The sequence below is a fragment of the Streptomyces sp. MZ04 genome (assembly GCF_004684775.1).
GTDB lineage: Bacteria > Actinomycetota > Actinomycetes > Streptomycetales > Streptomycetaceae > Streptomyces.
Genome location: NZ_SRIC01000042.1, coordinates 16,258 through 42,188 on the forward strand (window position 1 = coordinate 16,258; position 25,931 = coordinate 42,188).

22 protein-coding genes and 3 pseudogenes are annotated in these 25,931 nt (G+C 72.5%); 10 read left to right on the forward strand and 15 right to left on the reverse strand.

Features of this window, described 5'->3' with window-relative positions:
• Positions 1 to 309: 309 nt before the first annotated feature.
• A complete protein-coding gene (locus E2651_RS12370) occupies positions 310 to 3,501 on the reverse strand; it encodes a carboxyl transferase domain-containing protein (protein WP_135331130.1) in 3,192 nt (1,063 codons plus the stop codon).
• A gap of 83 nt (positions 3,502 to 3,584) precedes the next feature.
• Here E2651_RS12370 and E2651_RS45230 point away from each other — a divergent pair.
• Positions 3,585 to 3,731, forward strand: a pseudogene (locus E2651_RS45230) (TetR/AcrR family transcriptional regulator); the annotation flags it as partial.
• Between the two features lie 9 nt (positions 3,732 to 3,740).
• Here E2651_RS45230 and E2651_RS45235 read toward each other — a convergent pair.
• Complete coding sequence (locus E2651_RS45235; protein ID WP_245238774.1) at positions 3,741 to 3,878, reverse strand: hypothetical protein; 138 nt, start codon at positions 3,876 to 3,878, stop codon at positions 3,741 to 3,743.
• Positions 3,879 to 3,933: 55 nt separating this feature from the next.
• On the opposite strand from E2651_RS45235, the gene E2651_RS45240 reads away from it, so the two are divergent.
• A complete protein-coding gene (locus E2651_RS45240; RefSeq protein WP_245238776.1) occupies positions 3,934 to 4,209 on the forward strand; it encodes a hypothetical protein in 276 nt (91 codons plus the stop codon).
• A gap of 11 nt (positions 4,210 to 4,220) precedes the next feature.
• Positions 4,221 to 5,867 carry an AMP-binding protein gene (locus E2651_RS12380; RefSeq protein WP_135331131.1) on the forward strand — a complete coding sequence of 549 codons (1,647 nt, stop codon included), beginning with the start codon at positions 4,221 to 4,223 and terminating at the stop codon, positions 5,865 to 5,867.
• Here E2651_RS12380 and E2651_RS12385 read toward each other — a convergent pair.
• The 5 genes from E2651_RS12385 to E2651_RS12405 all read right to left on the reverse strand — a co-directional run bounded on the left by E2651_RS12385 (position 5,824) and on the right by E2651_RS12405 (position 10,533).
• Positions 5,824 to 6,552, reverse strand: a complete 729-nt coding sequence (locus E2651_RS12385; RefSeq protein WP_135331132.1) for an HAD family phosphatase — start codon at positions 6,550 to 6,552, stop codon at positions 5,824 to 5,826. The genes E2651_RS12380 and E2651_RS12385 overlap by 44 nt on opposite strands.
• A 26-nt stretch (positions 6,553 to 6,578) precedes the next feature.
• Positions 6,579 to 7,061: an Lrp/AsnC family transcriptional regulator gene (locus E2651_RS12390; protein ID WP_135331133.1), complete on the reverse strand. Its 483-nt coding sequence runs from the start codon at positions 7,059 to 7,061 to the stop codon at positions 6,579 to 6,581.
• A gap of 90 nt (positions 7,062 to 7,151) precedes the next feature.
• Entirely contained in the window at positions 7,152 to 7,940 is a 789-nt protein-coding gene (locus E2651_RS12395) for an ABC transporter permease (RefSeq protein ID WP_135331134.1), read from the reverse strand.
• Positions 7,937 to 9,517, reverse strand: a complete 1,581-nt coding sequence (locus E2651_RS12400; RefSeq protein ID WP_135331135.1) for an ABC transporter permease subunit — start codon at positions 9,515 to 9,517, stop codon at positions 7,937 to 7,939. The genes E2651_RS12395 and E2651_RS12400 overlap by 4 nt, the downstream gene beginning before the upstream one ends.
• Positions 9,514 to 10,533, reverse strand: coding sequence for an ATP-binding cassette domain-containing protein (locus E2651_RS12405; protein WP_135331136.1), 1,020 nt, complete (start codon positions 10,531 to 10,533; stop codon positions 9,514 to 9,516). Before E2651_RS12405 ends, E2651_RS12400 begins: the two co-directional genes overlap by 4 nt.
• A 111-nt stretch (positions 10,534 to 10,644) precedes the next feature.
• Here E2651_RS12405 and E2651_RS12410 point away from each other — a divergent pair, with 111 nt between their 5' ends.
• The 3 genes and pseudogenes from E2651_RS12410 to E2651_RS12420 all read left to right on the forward strand — a co-directional run.
• The gene (locus E2651_RS12410) at positions 10,645 to 11,874 is read left to right on the forward strand and encodes a sensor histidine kinase (protein ID WP_348541629.1); all 1,230 of its coding nucleotides are present in this window, start codon (positions 10,645 to 10,647) and stop codon (positions 11,872 to 11,874) included.
• On the forward strand, positions 11,871 to 12,608 hold the full coding sequence (locus tag E2651_RS12415) for a response regulator transcription factor (RefSeq protein ID WP_135331137.1): 738 nt from the start codon (positions 11,871 to 11,873) through the stop codon (positions 12,606 to 12,608). Before E2651_RS12410 ends, E2651_RS12415 begins: the two co-directional genes overlap by 4 nt.
• Positions 12,545 to 13,422 (forward strand): annotated as a pseudogene (locus tag E2651_RS12420) (glycoside hydrolase family 15 protein); the annotation flags it as partial. The gene E2651_RS12415 and the pseudogene E2651_RS12420, both read left to right, overlap by 64 nt.
• Here E2651_RS12420 and E2651_RS12425 read toward each other — a convergent pair.
• Positions 13,371 to 14,023: pseudogene (locus tag E2651_RS12425) on the reverse strand (class I SAM-dependent methyltransferase); the annotation flags it as partial. The pseudogenes E2651_RS12420 and E2651_RS12425 sit on opposite strands and share 52 nt — an antisense overlap.
• 38 nt (positions 14,024 to 14,061) lie before the next feature.
• Between E2651_RS12425 and E2651_RS12430 the strand changes: the two are divergent.
• Positions 14,062 to 14,574: a TetR/AcrR family transcriptional regulator C-terminal domain-containing protein gene (locus E2651_RS12430; RefSeq protein ID WP_280922789.1), complete on the forward strand. Its 513-nt coding sequence runs from the start codon at positions 14,062 to 14,064 to the stop codon at positions 14,572 to 14,574.
• Here E2651_RS12430 and E2651_RS12435 read toward each other — a convergent pair.
• Positions 14,569 to 14,934: a MerR family transcriptional regulator gene (locus tag E2651_RS12435; RefSeq protein WP_135331139.1), complete on the reverse strand. Its 366-nt coding sequence runs from the start codon at positions 14,932 to 14,934 to the stop codon at positions 14,569 to 14,571. The two genes, E2651_RS12430 and E2651_RS12435, sit on opposite strands and share 6 nt — an antisense overlap.
• Before the next feature lie 64 nt (positions 14,935 to 14,998).
• On the opposite strand from E2651_RS12435, the gene E2651_RS12440 reads away from it, so the two are divergent.
• Entirely contained in the window at positions 14,999 to 16,282 is a 1,284-nt protein-coding gene (locus tag E2651_RS12440; RefSeq protein ID WP_135331140.1) for an MFS transporter, read from the forward strand.
• Here the strand turns inward: E2651_RS12440 and E2651_RS12445 are convergent.
• The 4 genes from E2651_RS12445 to E2651_RS12460 all read right to left on the reverse strand — a co-directional run bounded on the left by E2651_RS12445 (position 16,257) and on the right by E2651_RS12460 (position 20,513).
• Entirely contained in the window at positions 16,257 to 16,733 is a 477-nt protein-coding gene (locus E2651_RS12445) for a (2Fe-2S)-binding protein (RefSeq protein ID WP_135331141.1), read from the reverse strand. The genes E2651_RS12440 and E2651_RS12445 overlap by 26 nt on opposite strands.
• A gap of 10 nt (positions 16,734 to 16,743) precedes the next feature.
• On the reverse strand, positions 16,744 to 19,089 hold the full coding sequence (locus E2651_RS12450) for a molybdopterin cofactor-binding domain-containing protein (protein ID WP_135331142.1): 2,346 nt from the start codon (positions 19,087 to 19,089) through the stop codon (positions 16,744 to 16,746).
• Positions 19,090 to 19,203: 114 nt separating this feature from the next.
• Positions 19,204 to 19,812: a TetR/AcrR family transcriptional regulator gene (locus E2651_RS12455; RefSeq protein WP_135331143.1), complete on the reverse strand. Its 609-nt coding sequence runs from the start codon at positions 19,810 to 19,812 to the stop codon at positions 19,204 to 19,206.
• 5 nt (positions 19,813 to 19,817) lie between these two features.
• Positions 19,818 to 20,513, reverse strand: coding sequence for a type 1 glutamine amidotransferase domain-containing protein (locus tag E2651_RS12460; RefSeq protein ID WP_135331144.1), 696 nt, complete (start codon positions 20,511 to 20,513; stop codon positions 19,818 to 19,820).
• 118 nt (positions 20,514 to 20,631) lie between these two features.
• Between E2651_RS12460 and E2651_RS12465 the strand changes: the two genes are divergently transcribed.
• Entirely contained in the window at positions 20,632 to 21,594 is a 963-nt protein-coding gene (locus E2651_RS12465; RefSeq protein ID WP_135331145.1) for a LysR family transcriptional regulator, read from the forward strand.
• 13 nt (positions 21,595 to 21,607) lie between these two features.
• On the opposite strand, the gene E2651_RS12470 is transcribed toward E2651_RS12465, so the two are convergent.
• Positions 21,608 to 22,000 carry a nuclear transport factor 2 family protein gene (locus tag E2651_RS12470; protein ID WP_135331146.1) on the reverse strand — a complete coding sequence of 131 codons (393 nt, stop codon included), beginning with the start codon at positions 21,998 to 22,000 and terminating at the stop codon, positions 21,608 to 21,610.
• An 88-nt stretch (positions 22,001 to 22,088) separates the two neighbouring features.
• Here E2651_RS12470 and E2651_RS12475 point away from each other — a divergent pair, with 88 nt between their 5' ends.
• Positions 22,089 to 22,676 (forward strand): PadR family transcriptional regulator, encoded by a 588-nt coding sequence (locus E2651_RS12475; RefSeq protein WP_135331147.1) that lies wholly within the window; start codon positions 22,089 to 22,091, stop codon positions 22,674 to 22,676.
• Here E2651_RS12475 and E2651_RS12480 read toward each other — a convergent pair.
• On the reverse strand, positions 22,646 to 25,849 hold the full coding sequence (locus E2651_RS12480; RefSeq protein ID WP_135331151.1) for a cytochrome P450: 3,204 nt from the start codon (positions 25,847 to 25,849) through the stop codon (positions 22,646 to 22,648). The genes E2651_RS12475 and E2651_RS12480 overlap by 31 nt on opposite strands.
• Between the last annotated feature and the right edge of the window lie 82 nt (positions 25,850 to 25,931).

The following is a 25,931-nucleotide window of genomic DNA, read 5'->3' on the forward strand; positions in this document are numbered from 1 at the left end:
TATCCCGAGGCAAGTGTTGTGGGGCATCTGGGGTCGCTGGTTATGTATCGGTGTGGAACGGTGGAAAACGGATAAATGCCCTACCGGGCGCCCACCGAGTGAGGGGAACGTCATGTCCTCGAAGCGACGCCGCAAGAAGAAGGGACGCCGCAAGCACGCGGCCAACCACGGAAAGCGGCCCCAGTCCTGACCGTGCACTCCTGACCCGTGCAGTCCTGACCCGTGCAGTCCTGACCCGTGCAGTCCTGACCCGTGCACTCCTGACCCGTGCAGCCCTGACCCGTGCGCGGCCGCCGGACGGCCGTCGAGTCATTCGCCCCCGTCCGGCCGCCCGGCCGCGCCGTCCAGCGCCGCGAGGATCCACCGCCGTGAGTCCGCCGGGTCGATGACCGCGTCGATCTCCAGGGCGGCCGCCGCGTTCACCGCCTTGCCGTGCTCGTACAGCTCGGCGACATGCGCCTCGAACACCCGCTGCCGCTCGGCGGGATCGTCGATCGCCGCAAGCTCCTTGCGGTAGCCGAGCCGCACCGCGCCCTCCAGGCCCATCCCGCCGAACTCGCCGCTCGGCCAGGCCGCCGTCGCCACCGGTGCCCGGGTCGAGCCGCCCATCATGGCCATCGCGCCGAGCCCGTACGCCTTGCGCAGGACCAGGCTGACGAGGGGCACCCGGAGCTGGGCGCCCGTCACGAAGAGTGCCGCGAAGTGCCGTACCGTCGCGGTCCGTTCGGCGTCCGGGCCGACCATGAAGCCCGGTGTGTCGCAGAGCGAGAGGACAGGAAGACCGAACGTGTCGCACAGTCGCAGGAAGCGCTCGGCCTTGTCCGCCGCCTCGCGGTCGATCGCGCCGCCCAGATGGCCGGGGTTGTTGGCGAGCAGGCCCATCGGGCGGCCCTCGACGCGGACGAGCGCCGTGATGATGCCGACGCCGAAGCCGCGCCGCAGCTCCAGGACGGAGTCCGTGTCGGCGATGCCGTCGATCGCGGTCCGTACGTCATAGGCGCGGCGCCGGTTCTCCGGGACCGCATGCCGCAGCAGCCGCTCGTCCGGGGTCTCCCAACTGCCGCCCGCCCCAGGGGCGTACGTGAAGTACGTGAGGTACTTCCGTGCCACCCGCACCGCCTCCGCCTCGTCGGCCACGGCGATGTCCACGACGCCGTTCGGCACCTGGACCGACAGCGGGCCGACCTCCTCGGGTCGGAACACGCCGAGACCGCCGCCCTCGATCATCGCGGGGCCTCCCATGCCGATGCTCGCCTCGGGCGTCGCGATCACCACGTCGCAGCAGCCGAGCAGCGCGGCGTTGCCCGCGAAGCAGCGGCCCGACGCGACGCCCACCAGGGGGACTTGTCCGCTCAGCCGCCCCATCTGATGGAACGTCATGACGTCGAGTCCGGCGACGGACGTGGTGTCGGTGTCGCCGGGGCGGCCGCCGCCGCCCTCCGCGAACAGCACCACCGGCAGCCGCCGTTCCCCGGCCAGTTGCAGCATCCGGTCGGTCTTGCGGTGGTTCTGCAGGCCCTGCGTGCCGGCGAGCACCGTGTAGTCGTACGACATCGCCACGCACCGCACGCCGTCGATCCGCCCCGTGCCGGTGACCATGCCGTCGGCGGGCGTCGATGCGATCAGGTCGTCGAGGGAGCGGCGGCGGCGCTGGGCGGCGATCGCCAGCGCGCCGTACTCCGTGAAGGTGCCCGCGTCGCAGAGGTCCTCGATGTTCTCGCGCGCCGTGCGCCGCCCGATGCGGTGGCGTTTGGCGACGGCTTCGGGGCGCCGCGCGTCGAGGCCGACCGCGTGCCGGGCCAGGGCCTCGGCGAGGTCGGGGCGGATGGCGTCGGGGTCGGCGGCCTCCTCGGGGAGCAGGTCGCTCACCTCGCCCGCCGCCGACGCGTCGACCGTCACCAGGGGGCGGCCCTCCGCCGTCGTGGCGCCCACGCGCGCGTGCAGGGCGGTCACGGTGCCGGCGGCGCTCGCGCGCACGACATGCTCCATCTTCATCGCCTCGAGGACGAGCAACTGCTGTCCCGCCGCGACGTGTTCGCCCACGGCGACATCGACGGTGACGACCGTGCCCGTCATGGGGGCGGCGACCGTCGCGCCGCCGCCGGCTTCCGCGGGATCGGTGGGCGCCTGCGGAAGCAGCTCCGCGATGTGCTCCTCCACGAAGGCCGTGTGGGTGCCGCCCGCCGTGAAGCCCGGATGGGCGAGCAGCGTCCACAGCAGCGGGATTCCCGTACGTACGCCCTCTACGGCGAAGGCGGCCAGCGCGCGCGACGCGCGCTCACAGGCCGCCGCGAAGTCCCCTTGCGGCACATGGGCGATGACCTTCGCGAGGAGGGAGTCGTAGCGCGCCCCGACCTGCGCCCCGGTGCGGGCCGCCGTGTCCACGCGGATCCCGGCGCCCGTCGGCACGTCGAAGCGGGTGAGTGTGCCGGTCGAGGGCAGTGCCGAGCCGTCGGCGGCCAGGGACTCGGCGTTGACGCGGGCCTGTACGGCGTAGCCGCGTGGCTCGGGCGGGGGACCGGACAGGCCGAGCGACGCGAGTGATTCGCCTGCCGCCAGGCGCAGTTGGGCCGTGACCAGGTCGACGCCCGTCACCTCCTCGGTGACCGTGTGCTCGACCTGGAGGCGCGGGTTCGCCTCGATGAAGTGGAACTCCTCGCCCTGGAGCAGGAATTCGAAGGTGCCGAGGCCTACGTAGTCGCACGCGCGGGCCATCCGGAGGGCGGCGTCGATCAGCTGCTCGCGAACCGTGGGGGAGAGGCCGGGAGCGGGGGCGATCTCGATGAGCTTCTGGTGCCGTCGCTGGGCGCTGCAGTCGCGCTCCCAGAGGTGGCTGACCTCGCCGGTCGCGTCGCCGATGATCTGCACCTCGATGTGGCGGGCACCGGTCAGCAGCTCCTCGACGTACAACTCGTCCCGGCCGAAGCCCTGCAGGGCCTCCGAACGGCAGCGCTCCCAGGCGTCCGCCAGGTCGGCAGGGCGGTGCACGGCGCGCATGCCGCGGCCGCCGCCCCCGCCCAGCGCCTTCACCATCACCGCGCCCGAAGGGCCGAGCCCGGCAAGGAAGTCGGCGGCATCGGACAGCGTCGTCGGCCCCTGCGTGCCCGCCAGGACAGGCACCCCGAGGCTGACCGCGAGCGCACGCGCGCGTGCCTTGTCGCCGAACAGGCCGAGCACTTCGGGGGACGGCCCCACGAACCGCAGCCCGGCGTCCGCGCACCGCGCGGCGAAGTCCGCGTCCTCGCTCAGGAAGCCGTAGCCGGGGTGCACCAGCTCGCACCCGGAGCGCCGGGCCGCGGCGACGACCGCCTCCGCGTCCAGATACGCGGCCGGTCCGGAACGGCCCAACGGCTGTGCCTCATCGGCGAGTTGGACATGGCGCGCGGCCGCTTCGTCCTCCGCGAACACCGCGACGGTGCGCAGCCCGGCCTCCGCCGCTGCTTGCAGGACGCGGACGGCGATCTCCCCGCGATTGGCGACGAGCACGGCGGCAGAACCCATGAAGCCCCTCCTGAGATATCCGGCCCCCGAGGGGGCGCCGCCATGCTCATTGACATTGGCGTCAACGTCAATATGCTCGCCGCGTGGCACGCGATCAACAGCCCTGGGCAACCCGCACCGCACACGACCGCACTGACGCCCCGGCCCGCGGACGGCTCCTGGACGCCGCCGAGGCCGTCTTCGCGCGGCGCGGCTACGGCCCGGCGACCATCGCCGACATCACGGCCGAAGCAGAGGTCTCACGGGCGGGCTTCTACGTCTACTTCGCCTCCAAGGAGGAGATCTTCCGCGTCCTCGCGGTGCGGGTGCGCGACGCGTTCCTCGCCGCGCAGGACGTGCCGGGCGTCGACCGGGACGACGCCCTCGAGATCTGCCACGCCTCCACCGCCGCCTTCATCGCCGCACGCCCGACACCTGCCGCTGCTACGGCTGTTGGAGCAGCAGGCGCAACTCGACGACGACGTACGCGCCCTGTGGCAGGAGACCCAGGAGCGGCCGATCCACCGCTCGGCCCGCTACATCCGCCGCCTGGTCGCCGAGGGCAGCGCCGCCCCGGTCGCCGATCCCCTGTCCGTCGCCCGCGCGGTCGGCGGCATGAGCATCGAGTTCGCCCGGCGCGCCGCAGCCGACCCACGGACGTACGACGCGGCCGTGCGCGACGTCACCGCCATGTTCCTGCACCTGCTCGGAGTCGATCCCCAACGCTGAGGAGCCGCCCCATGCCCAGCCCCTTGCCCAGCGAAGACCAGTTGCGAGACCTGCGCGCCCGTCAGGCGAAGGCCAGGCGGGGCCGGCAGGCCGAGACGGCGGAACACCGCGCGGGGACACGCACCGTGCCCGGATATGTACGGCACTGGGCGCGGTCCGCACCGGAGCGGCCCGCGCTGGTCTTCGGGGACGAGACGTTCACGTACCGCCAACTCGACGATCTCACCGACCGGTTGGCGGGCCGGCTCGACGCGCGCGGCGTGCGGGCCGGTGACCGGGTGGGCGTGCAGCTGCCCAACTGTCCGCAGTTCGTGATCGCGATGCTCGCCGTGCTGCGGACCGGAGCCGTGCACGTACCGGTCAACCCGATGTTCCGGGCGGCGGAGCTGAGCCATGAACTGCGCGACGCGGGACCGGAGATCGTCATCACGCACAGCTCGCTCGCGGGCCTGCTCGAGGAGGTGCGCGCGGGAACGGCGGTGCGGGAAGTCCTGGTGGCCGACGACGCCGACGCCTGGGACGCCGCCATCGGACACCCGCCGCTCGGCCGCATCGCCGACGACCTGGACGCCCTTGCCGCCCTCAACTACACCGGCGGCACCACCGGAATGCCCAAGGCGTGCGAGCACACCCAGCGCCACATGGTCTACACGGCCACCGCCATCGACAACAGCCGCGGCCCGCTGCCGTTCGACGACGGCATCGTCTCGCTCTGCTTCCTGCCGGTCTTCTGGATCGCGGGCGAGAACCTCGGCATCCTCGCCCCGCTCGTCTCCGGCGGCACGAGCGTGCTGCTGCCCCGCTGGGACCCGGCCGCCGTGCTCGCGGCGATCGAGCGGCACCAGGTCACCACCATGGCCGGAACGGTCGAGAACTACCTCGAACTCCTCTCCCACCCCGACTTCGCACGCCACGACCTGAGCTCCCTGACCGCCCCGCTCACCGTGTCCTTCATCCGCAAGCTCACCCCCGAGCTGCGGGCCCGCTGGCGCACGGCAGTCGGCGACGACAGCGTGCTGCGCGAGGCCTCGTACGGCATGACCGAGACCCACACGAGCGACACCAGCACGGTCGGCTTCCAGGACGGCGACCACGACCTGGCGGGCGACGCGACCTTCTGCGGTCTGCCTGCCCCCGGCACCGACGTCCTGATCGTCGACTTCGAGACCGGCCGTCCGCTGCCGATCGGCGACCCCGGCGAGATCATCGTCCGCGGCCCCTCGGTCCTGACCCGCTACTGGCGTGCCCCCGAGGCGACGGCGGCGGCACTGCGCGACGGCTGGCTGCACACCGGAGACATCGGCCGCCTCGACGAGGACGGCTGTCTGCACTACCTGGGCCGCGACAAGGACATGATCAAGGTGAAGGGCATGAGCGTCTTCCCCGCCGAGGTCGAGACGCTGCTCGCCCGGCACCCGGACGTCCTGGCGGCGGCCGTCGTCGCCGTCCCGGACGAAGCCGCGGGCCAGCGCCCTTATGCGTACGTGCGCACCGTCCAGGGCAGCGCCCTCACGGCGCGGGAGCTGCGCGACTGGGCGGCCGGTGCCATGGCGACGTACAAGGTGCCCGCCGTGGAACTCCTCGACGAACTGCCGCTCACCGCCACCGGCAAGATCAAGAAGACGGAGCTTGCGGCACGGGCCGCGACCAGGCGCTGAGGTCGCTGAGAGAGCCGAGGAAGTCGAGCGCGGCCTGCGCCGTGAACTCGCTCTGCCCGCCCCGCAGCAGCAGCCCCGCCGACGCGAACGCGGGGGCGTCCGCATGGGCGGCGACATAGGGGATCGCGATGCAGCGCATGCCGGCCGCGTGCGCCGCCGTCGCGCCCGGAGCGGCGTCCTCCAGGACCACGCAGTCGGCGGGGTCCGCGCCCAGGAGCGCGGCCGCGGCGAGGAAGACGTCGGGGGCGGGCTTGCCGTGCGCGACCTCGTCCGCGGAGATCACGGTGGTCAGCTGCGCGTCCAGGCCCGTGCCGGAGAGGATCGCGTCGATCGCCGCGCGCGAGGAGCCGGAAGCCACGGCCATCGGCACTCCGGCGCCGTGCAGCTGCTCCACGAGCTTGCGCATCTCGGGGAAGACGTGGGTGTCCGCGCGGGCCAGGGCGAGATAGCGGCGGTCGAGTTCGGTGAGCAGCTCGGCGACGGGCACGTCGATGCCGTACCGGTCCTTCCAGGTGGCGAGGGTCTCCTGGGTGCCGATGCCGACGTAGGCCTCGTTGTCCGCCCAGGTGTAATCGACGCCCAGCTCGGCGAGCAGCGCGCGTGACGCCTCGTAATAGTTCGGCTCGCTGTCCACGAGCGTGCCGTCGAGATCGAAGATGACCGAGGTGCAGCCGTTGGTGCTCATGCCGTCCAGCATGCCAAAGGCCCGGCTCACCGCTGCCCGGCCGCGGCCCGCCCGATCGACTCGACCAGCGGAAGCAGCCGGTGCGGCACGCGCTCGCGCAGCGCCATCTCCGTACGGGTGCGCACCACGCCCGGCAGTTGGATCAGCTGCTGGATGACGTCTTCCAGGTGGCCGTTGTCCCGGGCGACCACGCGGGTCAGCAGGTCGCCGCCGCCGGTGATCGAGAAGGCCTCGATGATCTCGGGCACGGCGGCCAGCGCGTCGCCCACCTCGTCCAGATGCCCCTGGGTGACCTCGATGTGCACGAAGGCGAGGACCGGGTGGCCGAGCGCGGCGGGGGAGAGCGAAGGACCCGTCCCGGTGATCACACCGTCCCGCTCGAGCCGGTCGAGCCGGGCCTGCAGGGTGCCGCGGGCGACACCGAGTACGCGAGCGTACTCACGGACACTGGTGCGCGGCTGCTCCAGGAGCAGCCGCAGGATGCGGGTGTCGAGTTCGTCGACGGCCATGGTGCGGGTCTTTCAGGTGTACGAAAAATGCGGAGCTGATCGGTGGTGACTGTATACGCAGCCCGCGCCGCGCCGGACGATCCCCGCGCCTCACGCGTCCCGTACCCGCAGCAGCACCCCGCCCATGACCAGCGCCGCTGCCGCGTAGGCGGCGAGGACCCCGATGCCCGCCCAAGGGCCGATCGGCAGCCGGTCCAGGTCGATCGTCGCCTGGATCGCGAGGCCGGCCGTCGCGGGCGCCGCCCGCCGTGCGTTCTCCTGCCAGTCGGGGTCGGCAAGGAGACCTGCGAGCAGCGGGAAGGCGTAGAAGAGGGCCAGGGCCGTGGTGACGGCGGTCGCCGTGTCGCGCAGGGCCGTGGCCGCGCCCAGGCCGGTCAGGGCCGTGAGCGTGAGGTAGAGGACCGTGCCCGCGGCCGCGCGTACGGTCGGTCCATCCGTCAGCGCGGGTGCCGCGAAGCCGTCGGCGGACAGCAGCAGCCGGCCCGCGAGCAGCGCGCCGAGCACGCCGACGGTGCTCGCCGCCGCGGTCAGGGAGCAGAGCACCACCGCCTTGGCCGCGAGGACCCGTACCCGGCCCGGTTCCGTCGTGAGGGTCGTGCGGATGGTGCCCGTGCCGTACTCGCCGCTCATCGTGAGCACCGCGAGGACGACGACCGCGCCCTGGCCCAGCCACACCCCGGTCAGACTGAGCTTGACCGTGTCCTCGTGGCAGTCGGCCGGGACCGGGCAGTCACCCGCGGTCAGCGACGCGGTGGAGGCGACGCCCGCCAGGACCGTCAGGGCGATCAGGGCGAACAGCAGCCACCAAGTGCTGTGCAGCGTACGGAGTTTGGTCCACTCGGCATGCAGCGCGCCGAGCGAGCGCTCGGCGCTCCTCATGCGTCCCTCTTTCGCACCCGCCACACCGCGACACCGAGCACCACGACCACGTACGCGGCGAGCGTGCCGAAGCCGGTCCACGCGCCCTGCGGATAACAGCCGTCCTCCGGGAGGCAGCGGCTCGCCACCTGGTCGTAGTGCGGCGTCGTCTCCTGGATCGCGAACCCCGCGACGGGCGTGAGCCGTTGCAGCCACTGCGAGAGGCCGAGTGGCACCATGCTGACCAGGATCAGCGGCAGGACGATCACCACGACGACCGTGGTGATCGCGGCCGCCGTGTTGCGCAGCAGCGCGCCGAGACCCAGGGCGAGCACGGCGATCAGGGCGAGCAGGGCCGCGGTGCCGAACACGGCCCGCAGCACGGGCCCGTCGGTGAGCGAGAACTCGGGGAAGAGCGGCGGCTTGTGGCCGCTGTCGCGCAGTGCGGGCATGCTCAACAGGTAGGAGAGGAAGGATGCCACGAGCCCGGTCACGAAGGTGACCGCGCCGATCACCACCGCCTTGGCGAGCAGGACGCGGCCGCGGCGCGGACTGACCACGAACGTCGTGCGGATCATCCCGCGCCGGTACTCGGCGGTGATGAACAGGACGCCGAGCGCGGCGACCAGGACGAGGCTCAACTGACTGCCGTTGAGGGACGTCGCGACGAGGTCCGGCTGCATCGGGGTGCCGGGGGCGATGTCGCCCGAGCCGGTGACGGTGAACGCGCCGCCCGCCCGGCGGAGTTCACCTTGCCCGGCGCCGGTCGGTTGCTCGGGGCCGGCCGGCTGTCCGTCTCCCGTCGGCTGCCCGCCCCCGTTCGGCCGTCCGACGTCCGTCAGTCGCCAGTCGCCGCCTACGGCCCCCTTCACCGTCACCTCGTCGAAGCGTCCCGACGACCGCGACGGTTCGTCGCTCACCGACACGTTGCCGAACCTCCGCTCCATGGACCGCGTGTCGGGCGACGCCACGAAGAGACCGACCTGGACCGCTTCGGCCGACGTCCCGAGCCGGGCGGTCCCCACCTTGTGCCATGTGCGCCCGTCCGCGGACTCGTACGCCGTGACGGTCGCGTCCTCGCGGACAAGGCGGAGCCAGTGCGGCGTGGTGGCGGACGCGGCGCCGCCCGCCACGTCGCGGACGAACTCGCTCTGCAGCCGCACCCCGTGCCCCGCGGTGACCATCACCGCCGCGTAGTCCGACCCCGGATCGGTGCTCTCCTTGATCAGCACCCCGGCCTTGGCCCACTCGGGAGCCTCGCGCGGCTGCTCGCCGGTGGGTCCTGTCACCCGGGCGGTGATGGCACCGTCGCCGGTGAGCGTGCGGTGTACGAACGTGAAGTCGTCGCGGATGGACACTCCGCCGGGCCCGGTGGGCGCGGGTGAACCGCCCTCGCCGCCACCGCGCGTCGTCTCGATGCCCGAACTCGACGCGGAGAAAAGGGAGATGAGGACGGTCACCACGACCGCGGCGAGCAGCGTGAGCCCCCAGCGGCGCACCGTGCGCAGCTTGGTCCACTCGGCGCGCAGCAGCTGCGGGAAGCCGTCGCGGCCGACGAGCGCGGTGCCGGGGCGGCGGGGCGGGCTGACGGTGGTCATCGTGTGCCCTCCCCGGAGGGGTTCGGGGCGCCAGGTCCGGAACTCCCGCCGGATGCCTGTCCGCCCGCGAACTCGACCTCGTCCCTGGTGAGTTCCATGTACGCCTCCTCCAGCGTGGCCCGGTGCGCCGCGACCCCCGAGAAGCCGACTCCCGCGCCGCCGAGCAGTTCCACGACACGGCCCGCCGCGAGGTGCGAGACGGTGAGCGTGTCGCGTCCGGTGGCCGCGACGCTCGCCCCCGCGCCCGCGAGCACGGTCATCGCCGCCGCCCGTTCGTCCGTGCGGACCTCGACCCGGTCGCCGGACGCCGCGGCGAGCAGCTCCCGCACGCTCGTGTCGGCGATGACACGGCCCCGCCCGACCACGACCAAGTGGTCGGCGGTGTCCTCCAGTTCACTCATCAGGTGGCTGGAGACGAGCACGGCACGGCCCTCGGCGGCGAGACCCTTGAGGAAGCCGCGGATCCACCGGATGCCCTCCGGGTCGAGTCCGTTGACCGGCTCGTCGAAGAGCAGGACGGGCGGGTCGCCGAGCAGCGCGGCCGCGATGCCGAGTCGCTGGCGCATGCCGAGCGAGTAGCCGCCGGCCCGGCGCCGCGCCGCCTGGCCGAGCCCGACGAGGTCGAGCACCTCGTCCACTCGGCGCACGGGAAGCCCGTGCGAGTGCGCCATCCACAGGAGATGGTCACGCCCGCGCCTGCTGGGATGCACGGCCGCCGCGTCGAGCAGCGAGCCCACTGCGAGCAGCGGCGTGCGCAGCGCGTGATAGGGGCGGCCGCCGATGAGCGCGGTGCCCTCGTCGGCGGAGTCCAGACCCAGGACGATGCGCATGGTGGTGGACTTGCCGGCGCCGTTGGGGCCGACGAATCCGGTGACCTGCCCCGGAGTCACCGTGAAGGAGAGACCGTCGACCGCGGTGACCGGCCCGTAACGCTTGCGCAGTCCGCGCACTTCGATCGTCGCCGCGTGGCCGACGGGCGCCGCCCCGCGATCAGTTGTTGCCGTGATGCCATCCATGAGAAGCGAGGCTAGGGACCGCACGGCCGCAGGTCGTCACGCCCGGGAGCCGTCTTCGTATCCCTCACGTGAGGGACTCCGAGGGGCCTCGTGACGGTGACAATGAAGCGCGTGAGCGTCACAACTCCCGCCAGGGGCATGCGCGCAGGCGGACACATACGTATGCGCGGCGTCCTGCGCCACCCGCGGACACCGCCCGCTGCCGCGGCACTCCTGTCACTCGCCGCCGCCGTGGAACTGCTGCTGCGCGCGAACGGCGACATCCCGCTGCCGCTCGCCCTCTCCCTCGCGCTGGGGACGACCGTGCCGGTCGCGGCGCTCGGGGGCGGTGCGACACTGGGGAGGGGCAGCCGATCAAGCACTTCTGGCGCCGCCCTGCCCGCCTCCGCTGCCGCGATGCTCGCCCTCGCGCCCTTCCACGTACTGACTCTTGCTGGTCTGTGCGCCCTGCTCGTGGCCCTCCACCAGGCGGGTCGCCACGGCCCGAGGCTCCTGGCGGTGCTCCTCGCGCTGCCCTTCGTCGTGTACGCGGTCACGGCGGCGTCGGCGGAGGGTGCGGGGGAGCGGGTCATGACCGTGCTGGTCGCGGTGTGCGCGGGCGTCGCCGCCGGTACGGGGATCGCCCGCAGCGCCCGCGACACCGCCCTGGTGAACAGCGCGGCCGAGCGGGCCATCGCCGAGACCCTCCACGAGCACGCCGCCCGGGGCGAACGGGCCAGGATCGCCCGGGAGCTGCACGACGTCGTCGCCCACCACATCTCCATGATCGCCGTACAGGCGGAGACCGCACGGCTGACCACCGCCGGACTGCCCACCGCGGGCGCCGAACGCTTCCTTGCCATCGGCGACACCGCCCGCACCGCGCTCACCGAGATGCGCCGCCTGCTCGGCGTGCTGCGCGAGGACGCGGGACCCGTCACGCCGGACCGCCGCCCGCAGCCGGGTCTCGAACAGATCGGCGAGCTCGTCGACGAGGCGCGGGACGCGTCGGCCGCCGCCGTACGGCTCATCGTCGAAGGCCCCGTTCGCCCCCTCGACCCCGGCGTCGAACTCAGCGCGTACCGCATCGTGCAGGAGGCCCTCACCAACTCGCGCCGCCACGCACCGGGCGCCCCCGTGGACGTCGAACTCCACTACACCCAAGACGCCCTGCGGCTGCGCGTGCGCGACAACGGGCCGAGCCCGCACAGCTCGGACGGCCTCGACGCCGGCCACGGTCTGCTCGGGATGCGGGAGCGCGCCACGATGGTCGGCGGCGAGCTGCGCGCGGGCCCCGCGCGGCGCGGCGGTTTCCTCATCGAGGCGACGTTCCCCGCACCGGTGCGGGAGCATGCCGCATGAGCGAGAGTCCGAGCGGCAGCCAGGCGCCCCTGCGCATCGTCATCGCCGACGACCACGAGGTCGTCCGCGCCGGATACGCCGGGCTCCTCGCCACCCAGCCCGACTTCACCGTCGTCGGCACGGCCGCCGACGGCGCCCAGGCGGTCCGGCTCTGCCGCGAGCTGCTGCCCGACCTGGTCCTGATGGACGTCCGCATGCCCGTGATGGACGGCATCGAGGCGACCGGACGGCTCGCCGGCACCGGCACGCGCGTCCTCATCCTCACCACCTTCGACCTGGACGAGCACGTGTACGACGCGCTGAGCTCGGGCGCCGCCGGGTTCCTGCTCAAGGACGTCACCGCGGAGCACCTCTTCGACGCCGTACGCGTGGTGGCCGCGGGCGAGGGGCTGCTCGCGCCCACCGTGACCCGCCGGCTCATCGCCGAGTTCGCCCGCCTCAGGCCGGGACCGCCCGGCGGATCCGCCGCCCGTCTCGACGCCCTGACCCCGCGCGAGACCGAGGTGCTGCGGCTGATCGCGGAGGGCCTGTCCAACCCGGAGATCGCCGGACGGCTGCACGTCAGCGAGGAGACCGTGAAGACCCATGTGAGTCGGGTGCTCGCCAAACTCGGCCTGCGGGACCGCACACAGGCGGTCGTGGCGGCGTACGAGACGGGGCTCGTCGTGCCGAGGCGCCGTGGCTGCCCGGCTTCGAAGGCTCGCGGCCCGTCCGCTTCGGGAACGCCGCGGTGACCCAGCTCCAGCTGGATGTGTACGGAGAGGTCCTGACACGCTCTGTCTGTCGCTGCGCGCCGGGATTCCGATGGAACCCCACATGTGGAGCCTGGTGAAACACCTGATCCGCCACCTGCGGGAGCACTGGCGCGAACCGGACCAGGGGCTGTGGGAAGTCCGCGGCGCCAGGCGGCAGTTCGTCCACTCCAAGGTCATGTCGTGGGTCGCCGCCGAGGGCGCCCTGCGCATGGGCGAGCTGCTCGGCAGGAACGAATGCGCGCCCGAGTGGCGGGCCATGCGCGACGAGGTGCACCGGGAGGTGTGCCGCGAGGGGTGGGACGAGGAGCGCCGTTCGTTCACCCAGTCCTACGGCTCGCCCGCCCTGGACGCGTCGGCCCTGCTGATCCCCAAGGTCGGCTTCCTGCTGGCCGACGACCCGCGGGTGCGCGACACCGTCCTCGCGATGCGGGCCCTGGACAACCACGGATTCGTACGGCGGTACGCCCACAACGGAAGCGGCGTGCACGGCGTGGACGGCATGCGCGGCTCCGAGGGCACGTTCGTGGTGTGTTCTCTCTGGTACGCCGACGCGCTGGCGGCGACCGGCCGGCTCGAAGAGGCCGGGAAGACCTTCGAGCGCGTCCTGGACGTCCGCAACGACGTGGGTCTGCTCGCGGAGCAGTGGGACCCCGAATGCGCGCGCCAACTGGGCAACGCGCCCGAGGCGTTCAGCCACATCGCCCTGGTCGAGACGGCCTTCGCGCTGCGCGACGCGGGCGTTCAGGAGGGGCGGCGGACGGCCGTCAGGAGCACCATGCCGGAGTCGCCGTAGTCGGGCAGGGTCGGATCGGCGTCGATCCGGGTGACCACGAGCCGCCGGGTGAGCGGCGCGAACACCTCCGTGACGACGTCCGGGTCCACCGGGCAGCCGGGCCACCGCGACGCGGGACCGATGCGGTAGGTGGGCATGTTCTCCATGAACGCGGCGACCAGGTGCCCGCCGGGGCCGACGGAGCGCACGAAGCGGTGGCAGAAGTCGGTGAACTCCATGAAGTCCTCGGTGACGCCCTCGGCGACGAAGTTCATCGACGCGATGGCGTAGCCGCCGGGTGCGAGCGCCCGGATGTCGCCGTGCACCACGCGTACGCGCGTCAGGGCCTCCCGCAGGCTGCGGGGCAGCCCGGGTTGAGGCTGCGGCACAGCCTCTAGAACGGCGGCCAGCTGGCGTCCGGCGGCCGTTCGAGCTGCCGGGTCAGATGGGCGACGCCCGCCGCGCTCGCCTCCACGGCGTCGATCCGGCGGCTCGCGGCGGCGGCGAGCATCAGCGGATAGAGGTTGGGCCCGGCCCCGAACTCGAGGGAGCGGGCGGCGCTCCCCGGAGCGAACTGCCGGTAGAAGGCGGAGTGGTGGGCGATGACCGCGGCGTCGGAGGGCGGCCGGCGTCACATAGATGCCCTGCTCTCACAGGAACATGGCGACCGCGTCCAGGTCGTCGGCGTTCGCCAGGGGGATCTCCACGATCGGCAGCTGGTCGGAGTTGAGCCCGCACGACGCTGTTGCCGCGCAGCCCGTACGGGCACAGTTCGTCGGCCCCGCGCTCGCCACCTACCGCGTGGCCCTGCGCCATCCGAACGTGGTCCCGCTCCTCGCAACCCGCCTCCTGTCCACCCCTCTGGCCCGGCGGCCCGTGGCCGTGCTGCGCAGCGACGAGCGCGTCCTGGCGCTGCTGCAGGACGCGGGGCTGAGCGACGGCCGCGCCGTGCGGGTGCACCGCGCGTTCACCGCGTGGCTGCTCGGCTATCTCTTCGTGGAGCTGCGGGCCATGGACGACGATCCGGGCGAGCCGGACCCCGCCTTCCGTCTCGGCCTTTACCGCATGCCCGCGCAGGAGTTCCCGCGGCTGCGGGCCACCGCCCTCGCCATGGGCGACCGCGGCGGGCCCGAGCAACTGTCCGCGGGGCTCGAGGCGTTGCTCGGGTCATGAGGTGCCGTTGCGTACGGCGTCGAGGTACTCCGCGATGGCGTCCCTGTTGCGGCTCAGGCAGTTCACGCGCTCGGTCATGCGGTCCCGCTGGTGCTCCAGGGTGGCGATCATCTCGGGCGTCGCGTCCGGGAAGTAGATCGTGCGGGGCTTGTCCAGGCAGGGGAGGATCTGTTTGATGATCCGGGTGGGAAGGCCCGCGTCGAGCAGCCCGCGGATCTGCAGGACCCGGTCCACGAAGCGTTCGTCGTACTCGCGGTAGCCGTTCGCCGCGCGCTCGGCCATGATCAGGCCCTGCTCCTCGTAGTAGCGCAGCAGTCGCCGGGGTGTGCCGGTGCGCTCCGACAGCTCTCCGATCCGCATCTGATCGACCTCGCAGCCTCTCGCTTGACCTTCACACCAATGTGAGGGTTCGAGCATAGGCGACATGAGCAACCACACCGCACAACACGTGGGTTCCCGGGGCGGATCCGGGACCCAGAAGCTGCCCCTCGCCGCACTCCTGGCCCTCGCCACCGCCGTCTTCATCACCAGCCTCACGGAGACGCTGCCCGTGGGACTGCTGCCCGCGATGAGCGCCGACCTGGGCGTCGGCGAGTCCGCGACGGGCCAGACGGTCACCGTCTACGCGATCGGCACCGCGCTCACCGCGATCCCGCTGACCGCGGCCACCGCGGCGTGGCGGCGCAAGCGGCTACTGCTGACCGCGATGGCGGGCTTCGCCCTCGCCAACACCGTCACAGCGGTCTCCGGCAACTACGCGCTGACCATGGTGGCCCGGTTCGTCGCGGGCGTGGCGGCCGGTCTCGCCTGGGCGCTGCTCGCCGGATACGCCCGCCGCCTGGCGCCGGTCCATCTGCAGGGCAGGGCGATCGCCATCGCCATGGCCGGCATCCCCCTCGCGCTGTCGCTCGGCGTGCCCGCCGGGACCTTCCTGGGCAAGGCGCTCGACTGGCGCGTCGCGTTCCTGCTGATGACGGTGCTCACCGTCGTGCTGCTGGCCTGGATCACCGCTTCGGTCCCCGACCACCCCGGACAGCGGAGCGAGGGCCGCACCCCGGTCCTTCGGACCCTGCGCATCCCCGGCGTGACGCCGGTCCTCACCGTCACGCTGGTCTTCGTCCTGGCCCACACCATCCTCTACACCTACATCGCCACCTTCCTCGACCACCTCGGCATGGGCGGCTCCACCGACGTGGTCCTGCTCGTCTTCGGCGCCGCCTCCCTGCTGAGCATCTGGATCGTCGGCGCCCACATCCACCGCAGGCTCCGTACGCTCACCATCGCGAGCGCCCTGCTGGTCGCCGTGGCCGCAGCGCTCCTCGCGGTGCTCGCCGACAGCCCCGCCCTCGTGTACGTGGCGGTGACGCTGTGGGGGCTCGGCTGGGGCGGGGCTCCCACGCTCCTGCAGACCGCCGTCGGCGACGCGGGCGGCGATTCGGCGGACGCCGCGCAGGCCATGCTCGTCACGCTCTGGAACGCGGCCATGGCGGGCGGCGGCGTCGCCGGCGGCATCCTCCTCGGGCGGCTCGGCGCGGAGTCCTTCCCCTGGAGCGTCCTCGCCCTGCTCGTCCCGGTGCTCGTCGTGGTGGTATCCGCCCGCGGGCACGGGTTCCCCGCCCGGCGTCCGGGAGCGGGCCCCGACGCCGCCCGGGCGCCGGAACTCACCGAGGAGACAAAGGAGTTCACATCCGCTTCGCCCCGGCCCTGATGGCCTCCCGGATCCGCGTGTACGTGCCGCACCGGCAGATGTTGCGGATCTCGTCCAGGTCGCCGTCGCTGATCTCACGACCGGCGTCGGCGGCCTGCCGCACCTTGGCGACCGCCGCCATGATCTGCCCCGGCTGGCAGTACCCGCACTGCGACACGTCGAGCTCGAGCCAGGCCTCCTGCATGGGGTGCAGTTCCTTGCCGACCGTGCCGGGCAGGCCCTCGATGGTGGTGATCTCGTCGTCGGAGCCGATCTTCGACACGGGCACCGAACAGGGGTTGAACGCCTTGCCGTTGATGTGGGACGTACAGGACTGGCAGACACCCAGTCCGCAGCCGTACTTGGGTCCCGTGACGCCGAGCAGGTCGCGCAGGACCCACAGGAGGCGTACGTCGTCCTCGGCCTCGACGGTGATCTGCTCGCCGTTGAGCTTGAAGGTGTGGCTTGGCACGGAGGGCTCCTCAGTAGGCGCGGTCGAGACCGTCGGTGGGGGACTGCGGCGTCGACGGCTCGAGCGGCAGCGGTTCGAAGCTGAGCGTGCCGTGGTTGATCGGGAAGCTGGTCGGCAGCGTCCCGGTGGCGCGCGCGTAGGCGCAGGCGATCGCGGCGAACGCGGGCGCGACGCCCAACTCGCCCGCCCCGGAAGGCTTGTCGCCGGTGCTCGGCATCACGACGACCCGCAGATCGAGCGGGGTGTTCCACTGCCGGGTGTAGAAGTAGTTGTCCCAGCTGCCCTCCAGCGGGATGCCGTCCTTGATGTGCAGGCTGGAGGTGAGCGCCATGGCGAGGGCGTCGTTCATGCCGCCCATCATCTGGGCCTCCAGGCCGCGGGGGTTGATGGCGAAGCCCGCGTCCACGACCATCAGCGCCTTGGTGACGCGCGGTCCGGTGACTCCGTCCCTGACCTTCCTGTTCACCGTCTCGGGCCGGCAGTCGATCTCGACGAGCGCGGCGACCGCTCCCCGGTACTCGGAGTGCAGGGCGATGCCCTGCGCGATCCCGGCGGGCAGGGACTTGCCCCACTCGCCTTCCTCAACCGCCTTGTCCAGTACGGCTCTCAGCCGCTTGTCCTTGAGGAACTCGCGCCGGAACGCCACCGGGTCCTTGCCGAGCTTCGCCGCGAGCAGGTCGACGACCAGCTCCCTCGCACACGCCACGTTCGGCGAGTAGATGTTGCGCATGCTGCCCGTGTTGAACTTCAGCGGCACCTCGTTGAGGAGCTGCGTGGTCACCCCGAAGTTGTACGGCGTTGACTGGGTCAGCTGGAAGATGGTCTCGGCGAACGTCAGATTCCCCGCCACCGGAAGCTTCGCCGCCGTCGAGGTGATCATCTCGCCCAGGCCGTGCCCGAAGTCGGTCTGTGAACTGGTGTGCCGCTGCTCGTAGCTGAGCACATTGCCGAGCGCGTACGTCGCGCGGACGCGCGAGACGCACATCGGATGGGTGCGCCCCTGCCGGAAGTTGTCCGTACGGGACCACGACAGCTTGACCGGCTTGCCCATCTTCTGCGAGATCTCGGCGGCTTCGGCGGCCACGTCGTGGAAGAGATGCCGCCCGAACGAGCCGCCGCCCTCGATCACATGCACGGTCACCGCCTTCTGGGGCAGCCCGAGCTGGGTGGCGATCTCCCGCTGGGCGACGATCGGCACCTTCAGGCTCGACCAGATCTCGGCGCGGTCGGCGCGCACGTCGGCGATCGCGTTGTCGGGCTCCAGCGGGCTGTTGCTGGCGAACGCGAAGGTGAACTCCGCGTCGACCTTCTTGGTCAGCAGCGGCGGCACGACCATCGGCAGCGCAGCCTTCTTGAGCTTGGCGAGGACGGTGTCGTCCGACTCCCCGTCGACGGTGCCCCGGCCCCAGGTCACCTTCAGCGCCCGCAGCGCGTCGATGCACTGGCCGAACGTCTCGCCGCGCACCGCCACACCGTGCCGGACGGTCACGACATCGGTGATGCCGGGCATGTCCCGTACCGCGTCGGCGTTCTCGACGGACACGACCGTTCCGTTGATCGTCGGCGGCCTGCGCACCATCGTCGGCTTGGCGTCCGGGACGTGCATGTCCATGCCGAACGTCTTCCGCCCGGTCACGGCGGCCAGCGCGTCGACGCGGTTGTGCGGGGTGCCGAGGACGGTGAACTCCGAGGGGTCCTTCAGCCTGGCCGAGGCCTGGACGACGTGCGTGCTGGCCGCCGCCTTCGCGAGCGATCCGTACGTGGCGCTCTCCTTGGATCCGTACGTGATGACGCCGTCCTTGGTGGTCAGCTCGGCCGCGTCGACGCCCCACCGCTCGGCGGCCGTGGCGACGAGCCGCTGCCGGGCCACGGCCGCCGCGACGCGCACCGGGCGGTAGATGCTGCGCATCGAGTTCGAGCCGCCGGTCAGCTGGTTCATCAGGAGCTCGGGGCGGGCGTCGGCGAGCGTGACCTTGACCTTGCCGATGGGCAGGTCCATCTCCTCGGCGATCATCATCGCGACCGCCGTGGTCATGCCCTGGCCCACCTCCGCCCGGGGCACCGCGAAGGAGGCTGTGCCGTCGGCGTGCACCTGGACGGCGATCAGGCCCGCGGTCGGGGCCGCCGCCAGGTTCTGCAGATCGCCGAGGTCGAGGAGGTTCTCGGGCTGCGGCGGTGAGGGCACCACGGCCTCGGCGCTCTCGCCGGCCGAGTCCACGCCGAGGCGTACGCCGACGGCCAGCGTGGGCGCCGCGAGCAGATAGGCGAGCACCTTGCGGCGGCCGGGCCCCTCGGACCCGTCGGGCCCATCCGGTTCAGCCTCCGCATCCTGTGCCGAACGGCGCTGTGCTGCCATGGGTGCTCCTCCCGGGAACGTGAACGATCAGGCGGGGGAGCCTATGGCGCGGCGGCGGGAGCCGCAGGCGGGGGGCGAAAAATCCACAGGGCCGCCACAGGAATTGACCGAAAGTCAGCTCAGCGGCACGTTCTGCGGCACGTTCTGCGGCACGTTCTGCGGCACGTCGAAAGGGGGTGCGGCAAGGATTCCGGTCAAGAGCGCGTCCGTCGCGGGCCGGAAGAGACGCTCTCCCTCGGGCACGGACTCCAGGCCGATGACGAGGGCGATGCACAGGTCGGCCGCCTCTGCGGGGTCCACCGTCGCCGGGGTCCCCGCCTCGGCGAACAGGCCGATCAGCAGGTGGCGCAGCGTGCCGGTGAAGCCGTCGCAGATGTCGCCGAACAGGCGGGCCTTGGCGTCGAGGAGTTCGGCGGAGTGCGGCGAGTCCCCGGCCAGGCGCAGGACCAGGTCGAGCTTGGCCGCGAGGACGCCCCGGACGCGTTCGGCGTGCGGGGCGTCCGGGTCGGCGGCCGCCCGCTCGGCCCGCTCCAGCGCCTGGGTGTGCAGGCGCCGGGCGAGCTTGCGGAAGGCGTCGTCCTTGTTGCGTACGTACTGATAGACCGCTGACCGGGACACGCCCATGGTGCCGGCGATGTCGTCCATCGTGGTGCGCCGTACGCCGTACCTGGTGAGGCAGTCGTAGGCGGCGTCGAGGACCTCGTCGAGCCGGTCGGTGCCCATCGAAGTCAGGCCAGCTTCTTCAGGAGTTCGGTGGCCAGCGGGGCGGCGGACGCCGGGTTCTGGCCGGTGACCAGGTTGCGGTCGACGACGACCTTCGGGGCCCACGGCTCGCCCTCCTGGAAGTCGGCGCCCGCCACGACCAGGCGGTCCTGGAGCAGCCACTTGGCCTTGTCGGCGAACCCGGACTGGGTCTCCTCGACGTTGGTGAAGCCGGTCAGCTCGTACCCCGCGAAGGCGTTGGAGCCGTCGGCCTTCGCCGCCGCGAGCAGCGCGGCCGGGGCGTGGCAGACGACTCCGAGCGGCTTGCCCGACTCCAGGGCGAGGGTGAGAAGCCTGCCGGAGTCCGCGTTGACGGCGAGATCCTCCATGGGGCCGTGGCCGCCGGGGTAGAAGACCGCGGCGTAGTCGGCCAGGTCGGCCTCTTCGAGCTTGATGGGGTGGTTCAGCTCGTCGATCGAGTCGAGGGTGGCGGCGACCTTGTCGGCGCCTTCCTGGCCGCCGTTGAACTCGGGCGCCAGGCTGGCCCGGTCGACGGGCGGGACGACACCGCCCGGCGTCGCGACGACGATCTCGTGGCCCGCGGCCTTGAACGCCTCGTAGGGCGCGACGGCCTCCTCGGCCCAGAAGCCGGTCGGGTGCTGGGTGCCGTCGGCCAGGGTCCAGTGGTGGGCGCCGGTCATGACGAACAGGATCTTGGACATGTGTCTCTCCGAGGCTTCCGAGGCTGGAGTCCCTGACGTTCCGTGCTCAGAACGTCAGTGCGTTGATGTCCTCGAAGGTAGGTGGGCCGGCCCAAGGAAATCCAATAGGCTGAGCCATATGGGAAATCAGGATTCCGATGGGTCGCCGGGGATGACGCAGGCGGCGACAACGGGTGCTCCGCTGGACCTGAACCTGCTGCGCACCTTCCTCGCCGTGTACCGCTCGGGGTCCTTCACCGCCGCCGCGCGCCTGCTCGGCCTCTCGCAGCCCACCGTCACCACCCAGATCCGCGCCCTGGAGCGGCAGGTCGACCGGGAGCTGTTCGAGCGGCTGCCGCGTGGCGTCGCCCCCGCCCCGTTCGCGGACGCCCTCGCCTCCCGGATCGTCGATCCCCTGGACGCCCTGGCGGCGGTCACCGGTCACGGCGGCCCCCTCGAGGGCGCCCCCGCCGAGCCCGTCCACCTGGCGGGCCCGGCCGAGATGCTCTGCCACTGCGCGCTGCCCGCCCTCGCGCCTCTGGTCGAGAAGGGCGTCCGGCTGCGGGTCACCACCGGCCTGACCGATCCGCTCCTGGAGGAGCTGCGCGCCGGACGCCACGACCTGGTCATCGCCACGGCCCGGCCCCGCGGCCGTTCCCTGAACGCGGTGCCGCTGGCCGACGAGGAGTTCGTCCTGGTCGCCGCCGCATCGTGGGCCGAGCGGATCGGCGGCCCTGACCGGATCGCCGCCGAAGGACCCGCGGTGCTGCACGGCGTCCCGCTCGTCACCTACGCCGAGGACCTGCCGATCGCCCGCCGCTACTGGCGTCACGTCTTCGGCAAGCGCCTGACCTGCGAGGCCTCCGTCACCGTGCCCGACCTGCGCGGCGTGCTCGCCGCCGTGATCGCGGGCGCCGGCTTCTCCGTGCTGCCCCGCTACCTGTGCCGCGACGCGCTGGCCGCGGGCGGCCTCGTCCTGCTGCACGATCCGCAGGACGCCCCGATCAACACCGGCTACCTGGTCCAGCGCCCCGGATCCGCCGACAACCCGCACGTCGCGCTGGTCCGCGACCACCTCATCCGGTCCGCCCGCACCTGGTAGCCGCGGGCCCGGCTCACTCGCCGGCCGCCTCCTCGGTGATCCGCTCCCACTGGGCGCCCATCGCGGCGGCCAGCGCCTGCGCGGCCGAAAGCGGCCGCACCATCACCGTGAACTCGTCGATCAGGCCGTCCTCGTCGAGGTGGAGGAAATCGCAGCCGCTGATCTCGCGGTCGCCGACGCGCGCGGCGAAGACGAGCGCCGAGTCACGGCCGCCGGCGTCATTGATCTCGCGTACGTAGCGGAAGTCCTCGAAGACGCGCGTGACACCGCGCAGGATCGCCGCGGTGGTCGCCTTGCCGGTGTACGGGCGGAACACGACGGGGCTGGTGAAGACGACGTTCTCGGCGAGGAGCGCCTCGATGGCCGTGTGGTCGCCCGCCTCGACGGCCTTGCGGAATGCCTGCATGCCACACCTCACTGCTCGTAAAGACCTGCATAGTCAATTTGTTGAGTAGGTGCGTGGGAGACTAATCACATCGGTGTACGGTGTCCAGATGTCTCTGAAGTACGCGGTCCTCGCGGCGCTCCTGGAAGGCGAGTCGTCCGGCTACGACCTGGCGAAGGTCTTCGACGTGTCCGTGGGGAACTTCTGGTCGGCCACGCCCCAGCAGCTCTACCGCGAGCTGGAGCGCCTGGGCGGCGAGGGCCTGATCGAGGCGCGCGTGGTGGAGCAGGAACGCAGGCCGAACAAGCGGATGTTCACGCTCACCGGCAGCGGCCGCCGCGCGCTGCACGCCTTCGCCGCCGAGCCGCCGCGGCCGACCGCCATCCGTGACGAACTCCTGGTCAAGATCCAGGCCATGGACGGGGGAGACCCGGCCGCCACCCGGGCGCTGCTCGAGGAGCGCGTGACGTGGTCGCGCGGCAAGCTCGCCGGCTATGAACGGCAGCGCGAACGCCTCCTCGCCGGACGCGACGAGGAGGCGTTCCTGCGCGAAGCCGAGCGCGTCGGCCCCTACCTCACGCTGATGCGCGGCCGCGCCTTCGAGGAGGAGAACCTGCGCTGGTGCGAGCGGGCCCTGGAGATCCTGGCCCGCCGCGATGCGTCGCCCTACCCGGCGGCGTACACGTCCTCGACGTAACGCCCCGCCCCGATCAGCTCGTTGAGCCACTCCTCGGAGTCGGCAGCCGTGGCCCCCGGTGTGCGCTCCCGGTGCAGGGTGCGGAAGGCGTCGCGTACGCCGGGCGCCATCCGGGAGCCGTCGCCGCAGACGTAGACGCGGGCGCCGGCGGTCAGCAGCTCCCACATCTCGTCGCCTTCGGCCGCGATGCGGTGCTGGACGAACGTGACCCCGTCCACCGGCGCCTCGCTGAACGCGGGCCGCAGCGAGACCGCCCCCGCGGCTTCGGCGGCGCGCAGCTCATCGGCGTGCAGGAAGTCGGCGTCCGGCCGGTCGCAGCCGAAGTAGCAGAGAGCGGGCGGGAGTTGGGATCCTGAGGCCATCAGCGCTGCGCGGTCCGCGACCGTACCCCGGAAGGGCGCGAGGCCGGTGCCCGCGGCGACCATGACGACCGGCGCTGTGTCTGCTGTGTCCCCGTGATCGATGCGGAAGGCCTCGCGGCACGGCTGGACGCGGGCCAGGACCGTGTCCCCCGGCCGCAGGCCGACGAGATGGCCGGAGCCCGTCCCCCGGTAGAGGCGGCCGCTCCCGGAGCGGGCGGGCGCCTGCAGCAGGGAGACCATCAGGTCCACATGGCCGGGCCGTACGGCGGGCGACGAGGACACCGAGTAGTGGCGCGGACGCAGCGGCGTGAGCACATCGAGCAGCGTCGGCCAGTCGAGCGCGCCGCGCAGGGCCGGGTGCGCCTCGACCACTTCGAGCAGCGTGCGCCCGTCGGCGGCCCGCGCTTCGGCGTCGTCGGCGAGCGCGGCGAGAGCGGCCCGTTCCGGCGGGCAGGGGTTGGCCGCGGCGAGCACGGCAAGCTGCCCGGTGGTCGGGCGCTCCTGCAACTCGACGTGACGGGACAGGAGTTGGCGGACCGTCAGCGGGCGGTCGACGGCGAGACCGGCACGGCGCGGGCGGCCCGCGCGGATGTCGAGGACCGCGTCCAGGTCCACGCCCAGCGCGCCGGCGGCTCGTTCGACCACTGCCGGGTCCTGCACCGGCAGCACGGTGAGGTGGTCGCCGGTGCGGTAGGTCACGCCGTCGGGCAGCGCGAGCCGCACGAACCGCTTGACGCGGGGGTGGCCGGGCGCGGTGAGGTCGTGCGCCTCCGTGACGGTCATCGGGACGAGCCCGTGGCGCGCCGCCAGGGCGTCCAGCGGGCCGCCGGTCAGCTCACGGACGTCGTACGCGTTCTCGTGTGCGCCCCCGTGAGCGTCCGAGGCGTGATCATCTTCCACGTCTGCCGAGTCGGGGTCCCCGTACCGCTCAAGCAGCGCGGTGCGCAGCCGGGCCGTGAAGTCCCGTACAGCGCCGCCGAGATCGCCCGAAGCGTCGGCCGCCGTGCGCTCCAGGAGCCGGGTGCCGCCCAGCTCCGCGAGCCGCTCGTCGAAGCGGGTCGGGACGTGCTGATAGGTGGCCGCCCAGTTGCGGTCGCCCACGCCGAGCACCGCGTACGAGAGGTTCTGGGCGGTGCCCGCGGGCGCGTCGTCCAGCCAGGCGGCGAAGGCGGCCGCGTCGTCGGTGGGGCGGCCGTTGTAGGAGGCGGCGGTGATGACGACCGGGCGGTCGACGGGCAGCGAGTCCGCGTACGCGTCCAGCGGCGCCACCTCCGTCTCGCAGCCCAACAGGTCGGCCGCGTCGGCGAGTTGGGCGGCGAAGTCCCGGCAGGTCCCGTAGTTGCTGCCGTGCAGGAACAGCGCGCGGGTGCCGGAGCGGACCCTCGCCGGAAGTGTCGCGGTGTCGGGCTCGGCCGCCGCGCGGTGGGCCGTCGCGCCCGGCAGTTCGCCGTGCACGCGGTCGGCGGCGGTGCGGGGCGTGAGGGTGAGCGTGAAGCCCTCGGGCTTGAGGGTGAGCGTCTCCTTGACGGTGAGCCGGTAGTCGGCGTGGTCGTGCAGCCGGTAGCGGTGGACCAGCATGGCGAGGAGCATCGTCGCCTCGTGCAGCGCGAACTGCCGCCCGATACAGGCCCGTTCACCGGTGCCGAACGGCAGATACGCGTGCGGGGAACGGGCCGCCTCCGCCTCCGGGGTGAACCGCGAGGGGTCGAAGAGCTCCGGGTTGTCGCCCCACACCGGCTGCCGGTGCAGCATCGGCGTCAGGACCGTGACGCCCTGCCCGGCGCGCAGCGGGATGCGGCCGCCGAGGAGCGTGTCCTCGCGGGCGTGGCGGCCGAACGCGGCGGCCGTCGGCCACAGCCGCAGCGCCTCGTTGAGGACTTGGCGGGTGTACGTGAGCCGCCCCACCTCGTCGAACGTCGGCTCCGGGTCGGCGGTGTCGCCCCAGAGCGCGTCGACCTCGCGGCGCACGAGCCGCAGCACGGCGGGGTGCTTGGCCAGGTAGTAGAGGGCGAACGACATCGCGCCCGACGTCGTCTCGTGCCCCGCGATCAGGAACGTGATCACCTGGTTGCGGATGTTGGCGGTGCTCAGCTTCCCGCCGTCGCCGGGATGCCGTGCGGTGAGCATCAGGCCGAGCAGATCCTCGGCGGACTCCGCCGTGCCCGGCGCGTCGGCGCGCGCGGAGACGACCTCGTCGACCACCTGCGCCAGATGGTCGGCGTCGGCCCGGAACGCCGCGTCGGCCGCCGAGTGGTCACCGCCCGGCGTACGGCTCAGACGCGTCATGCTCCACTCGAGGCAGCGGACCATGGAGTCGATGAAGGGATGCGGCTCGGCCCGCTCGAAGGACCCGAAGTCGTAGCCGAACCCGGCGAGGCCGATGGTGTCCAGCGTCATCCGGGTCATGTCGCCGGGCACGTCCACGGGCCGCCCGTCGCGCGCGCCGCGGTCCCACGACTCGATGAGCCGGTGGGCGACGCGCAGCATCACGGGGTGGTAGGTCCGCATCGAGCCCAGCGCGAACGCGGGCATCAGGATGTCGTGCGCGCGGGCCCAGTCGGGCTCGTCGTTGTACGCGGTGAACAAGCCGTCCGCGGTGAACTCGCGCACGTTCTCCAGAGCAGGACCGACATGCTTGGCGAAGCGCCGCTCGTCGGCGAGTTCGGCGACCAGGTCGAGATCGCTGACGAACAGGGCGTCCCTGCCGTGCAGCCGCCGCCGCACCACCGGGCCGTGCCGCCGGGTCAGTTCCATGGCCTGCTGCAGCGGGGCGGGCCCTGGCCCGGTCGCGGAGACGTCGATCAGCGGGATGCCGTCGAGGCCGTCGAGGCCGTCGAGGCCGTCGAGCGCGGGTCGGGGTCCTGACGTGTCCGGGAGCGCTGCGGTGGGGGCG

Bases quoted from the DNA above. Each gene is read 5' to 3' on its own strand.
- E2651_RS12370 (WP_135331130.1), bottom strand. From the start codon at position 3,501: ATGGGTTCTGCCGCCGTGCTCGTCGCCAATCGCGGGGAGATCGCCGTC.
- E2651_RS12435 (WP_135331139.1), bottom strand. From the start codon at position 14,934: ATGCGGATCGGAGAGCTGTCGGAGCGCACCGGCACACCCCGGCGACTG.
- E2651_RS12380 (WP_135331131.1), top strand. From the start codon at position 4,221: ATGCCCAGCCCCTTGCCCAGCGAAGACCAGTTGCGAGACCTGCGCGCC.
- E2651_RS12450 (WP_135331142.1), bottom strand. From the start codon at position 19,089: ATGGCAGCACAGCGCCGTTCGGCACAGGATGCGGAGGCTGAACCGGAT.
- E2651_RS12475 (WP_135331147.1), top strand. From the start codon at position 22,089: ATGTCTCTGAAGTACGCGGTCCTCGCGGCGCTCCTGGAAGGCGAGTCG.
- E2651_RS12440 (WP_135331140.1), top strand. From the start codon at position 14,999: ATGAGCAACCACACCGCACAACACGTGGGTTCCCGGGGCGGATCCGGG.
- E2651_RS12415 (WP_135331137.1), top strand. From the start codon at position 11,871: ATGAGCGAGAGTCCGAGCGGCAGCCAGGCGCCCCTGCGCATCGTCATC.
- E2651_RS12460 (WP_135331144.1), bottom strand. From the start codon at position 20,513: ATGTCCAAGATCCTGTTCGTCATGACCGGCGCCCACCACTGGACCCTG.
- E2651_RS12470 (WP_135331146.1), bottom strand. From the start codon at position 22,000: ATGCAGGCATTCCGCAAGGCCGTCGAGGCGGGCGACCACACGGCCATC.
- E2651_RS12465 (WP_135331145.1), top strand. From the start codon at position 20,632: ATGGGAAATCAGGATTCCGATGGGTCGCCGGGGATGACGCAGGCGGCG.
- E2651_RS12390 (WP_135331133.1), bottom strand. From the start codon at position 7,061: ATGGCCGTCGACGAACTCGACACCCGCATCCTGCGGCTGCTCCTGGAG.
- E2651_RS12430 (WP_280922789.1), top strand. From the start codon at position 14,062: ATGGCGACCGCGTCCAGGTCGTCGGCGTTCGCCAGGGGGATCTCCACG.
- E2651_RS12385 (WP_135331132.1), bottom strand. From the start codon at position 6,552: ATGAGCACCAACGGCTGCACCTCGGTCATCTTCGATCTCGACGGCACG.
- E2651_RS12405 (WP_135331136.1), bottom strand. From the start codon at position 10,533: ATGGATGGCATCACGGCAACAACTGATCGCGGGGCGGCGCCCGTCGGC.
- E2651_RS12400 (WP_135331135.1), bottom strand. From the start codon at position 9,517: ATGACCACCGTCAGCCCGCCCCGCCGCCCCGGCACCGCGCTCGTCGGC.
- E2651_RS12395 (WP_135331134.1), bottom strand. From the start codon at position 7,940: ATGAGGAGCGCCGAGCGCTCGCTCGGCGCGCTGCATGCCGAGTGGACC.
- E2651_RS12455 (WP_135331143.1), bottom strand. From the start codon at position 19,812: ATGGGCACCGACCGGCTCGACGAGGTCCTCGACGCCGCCTACGACTGC.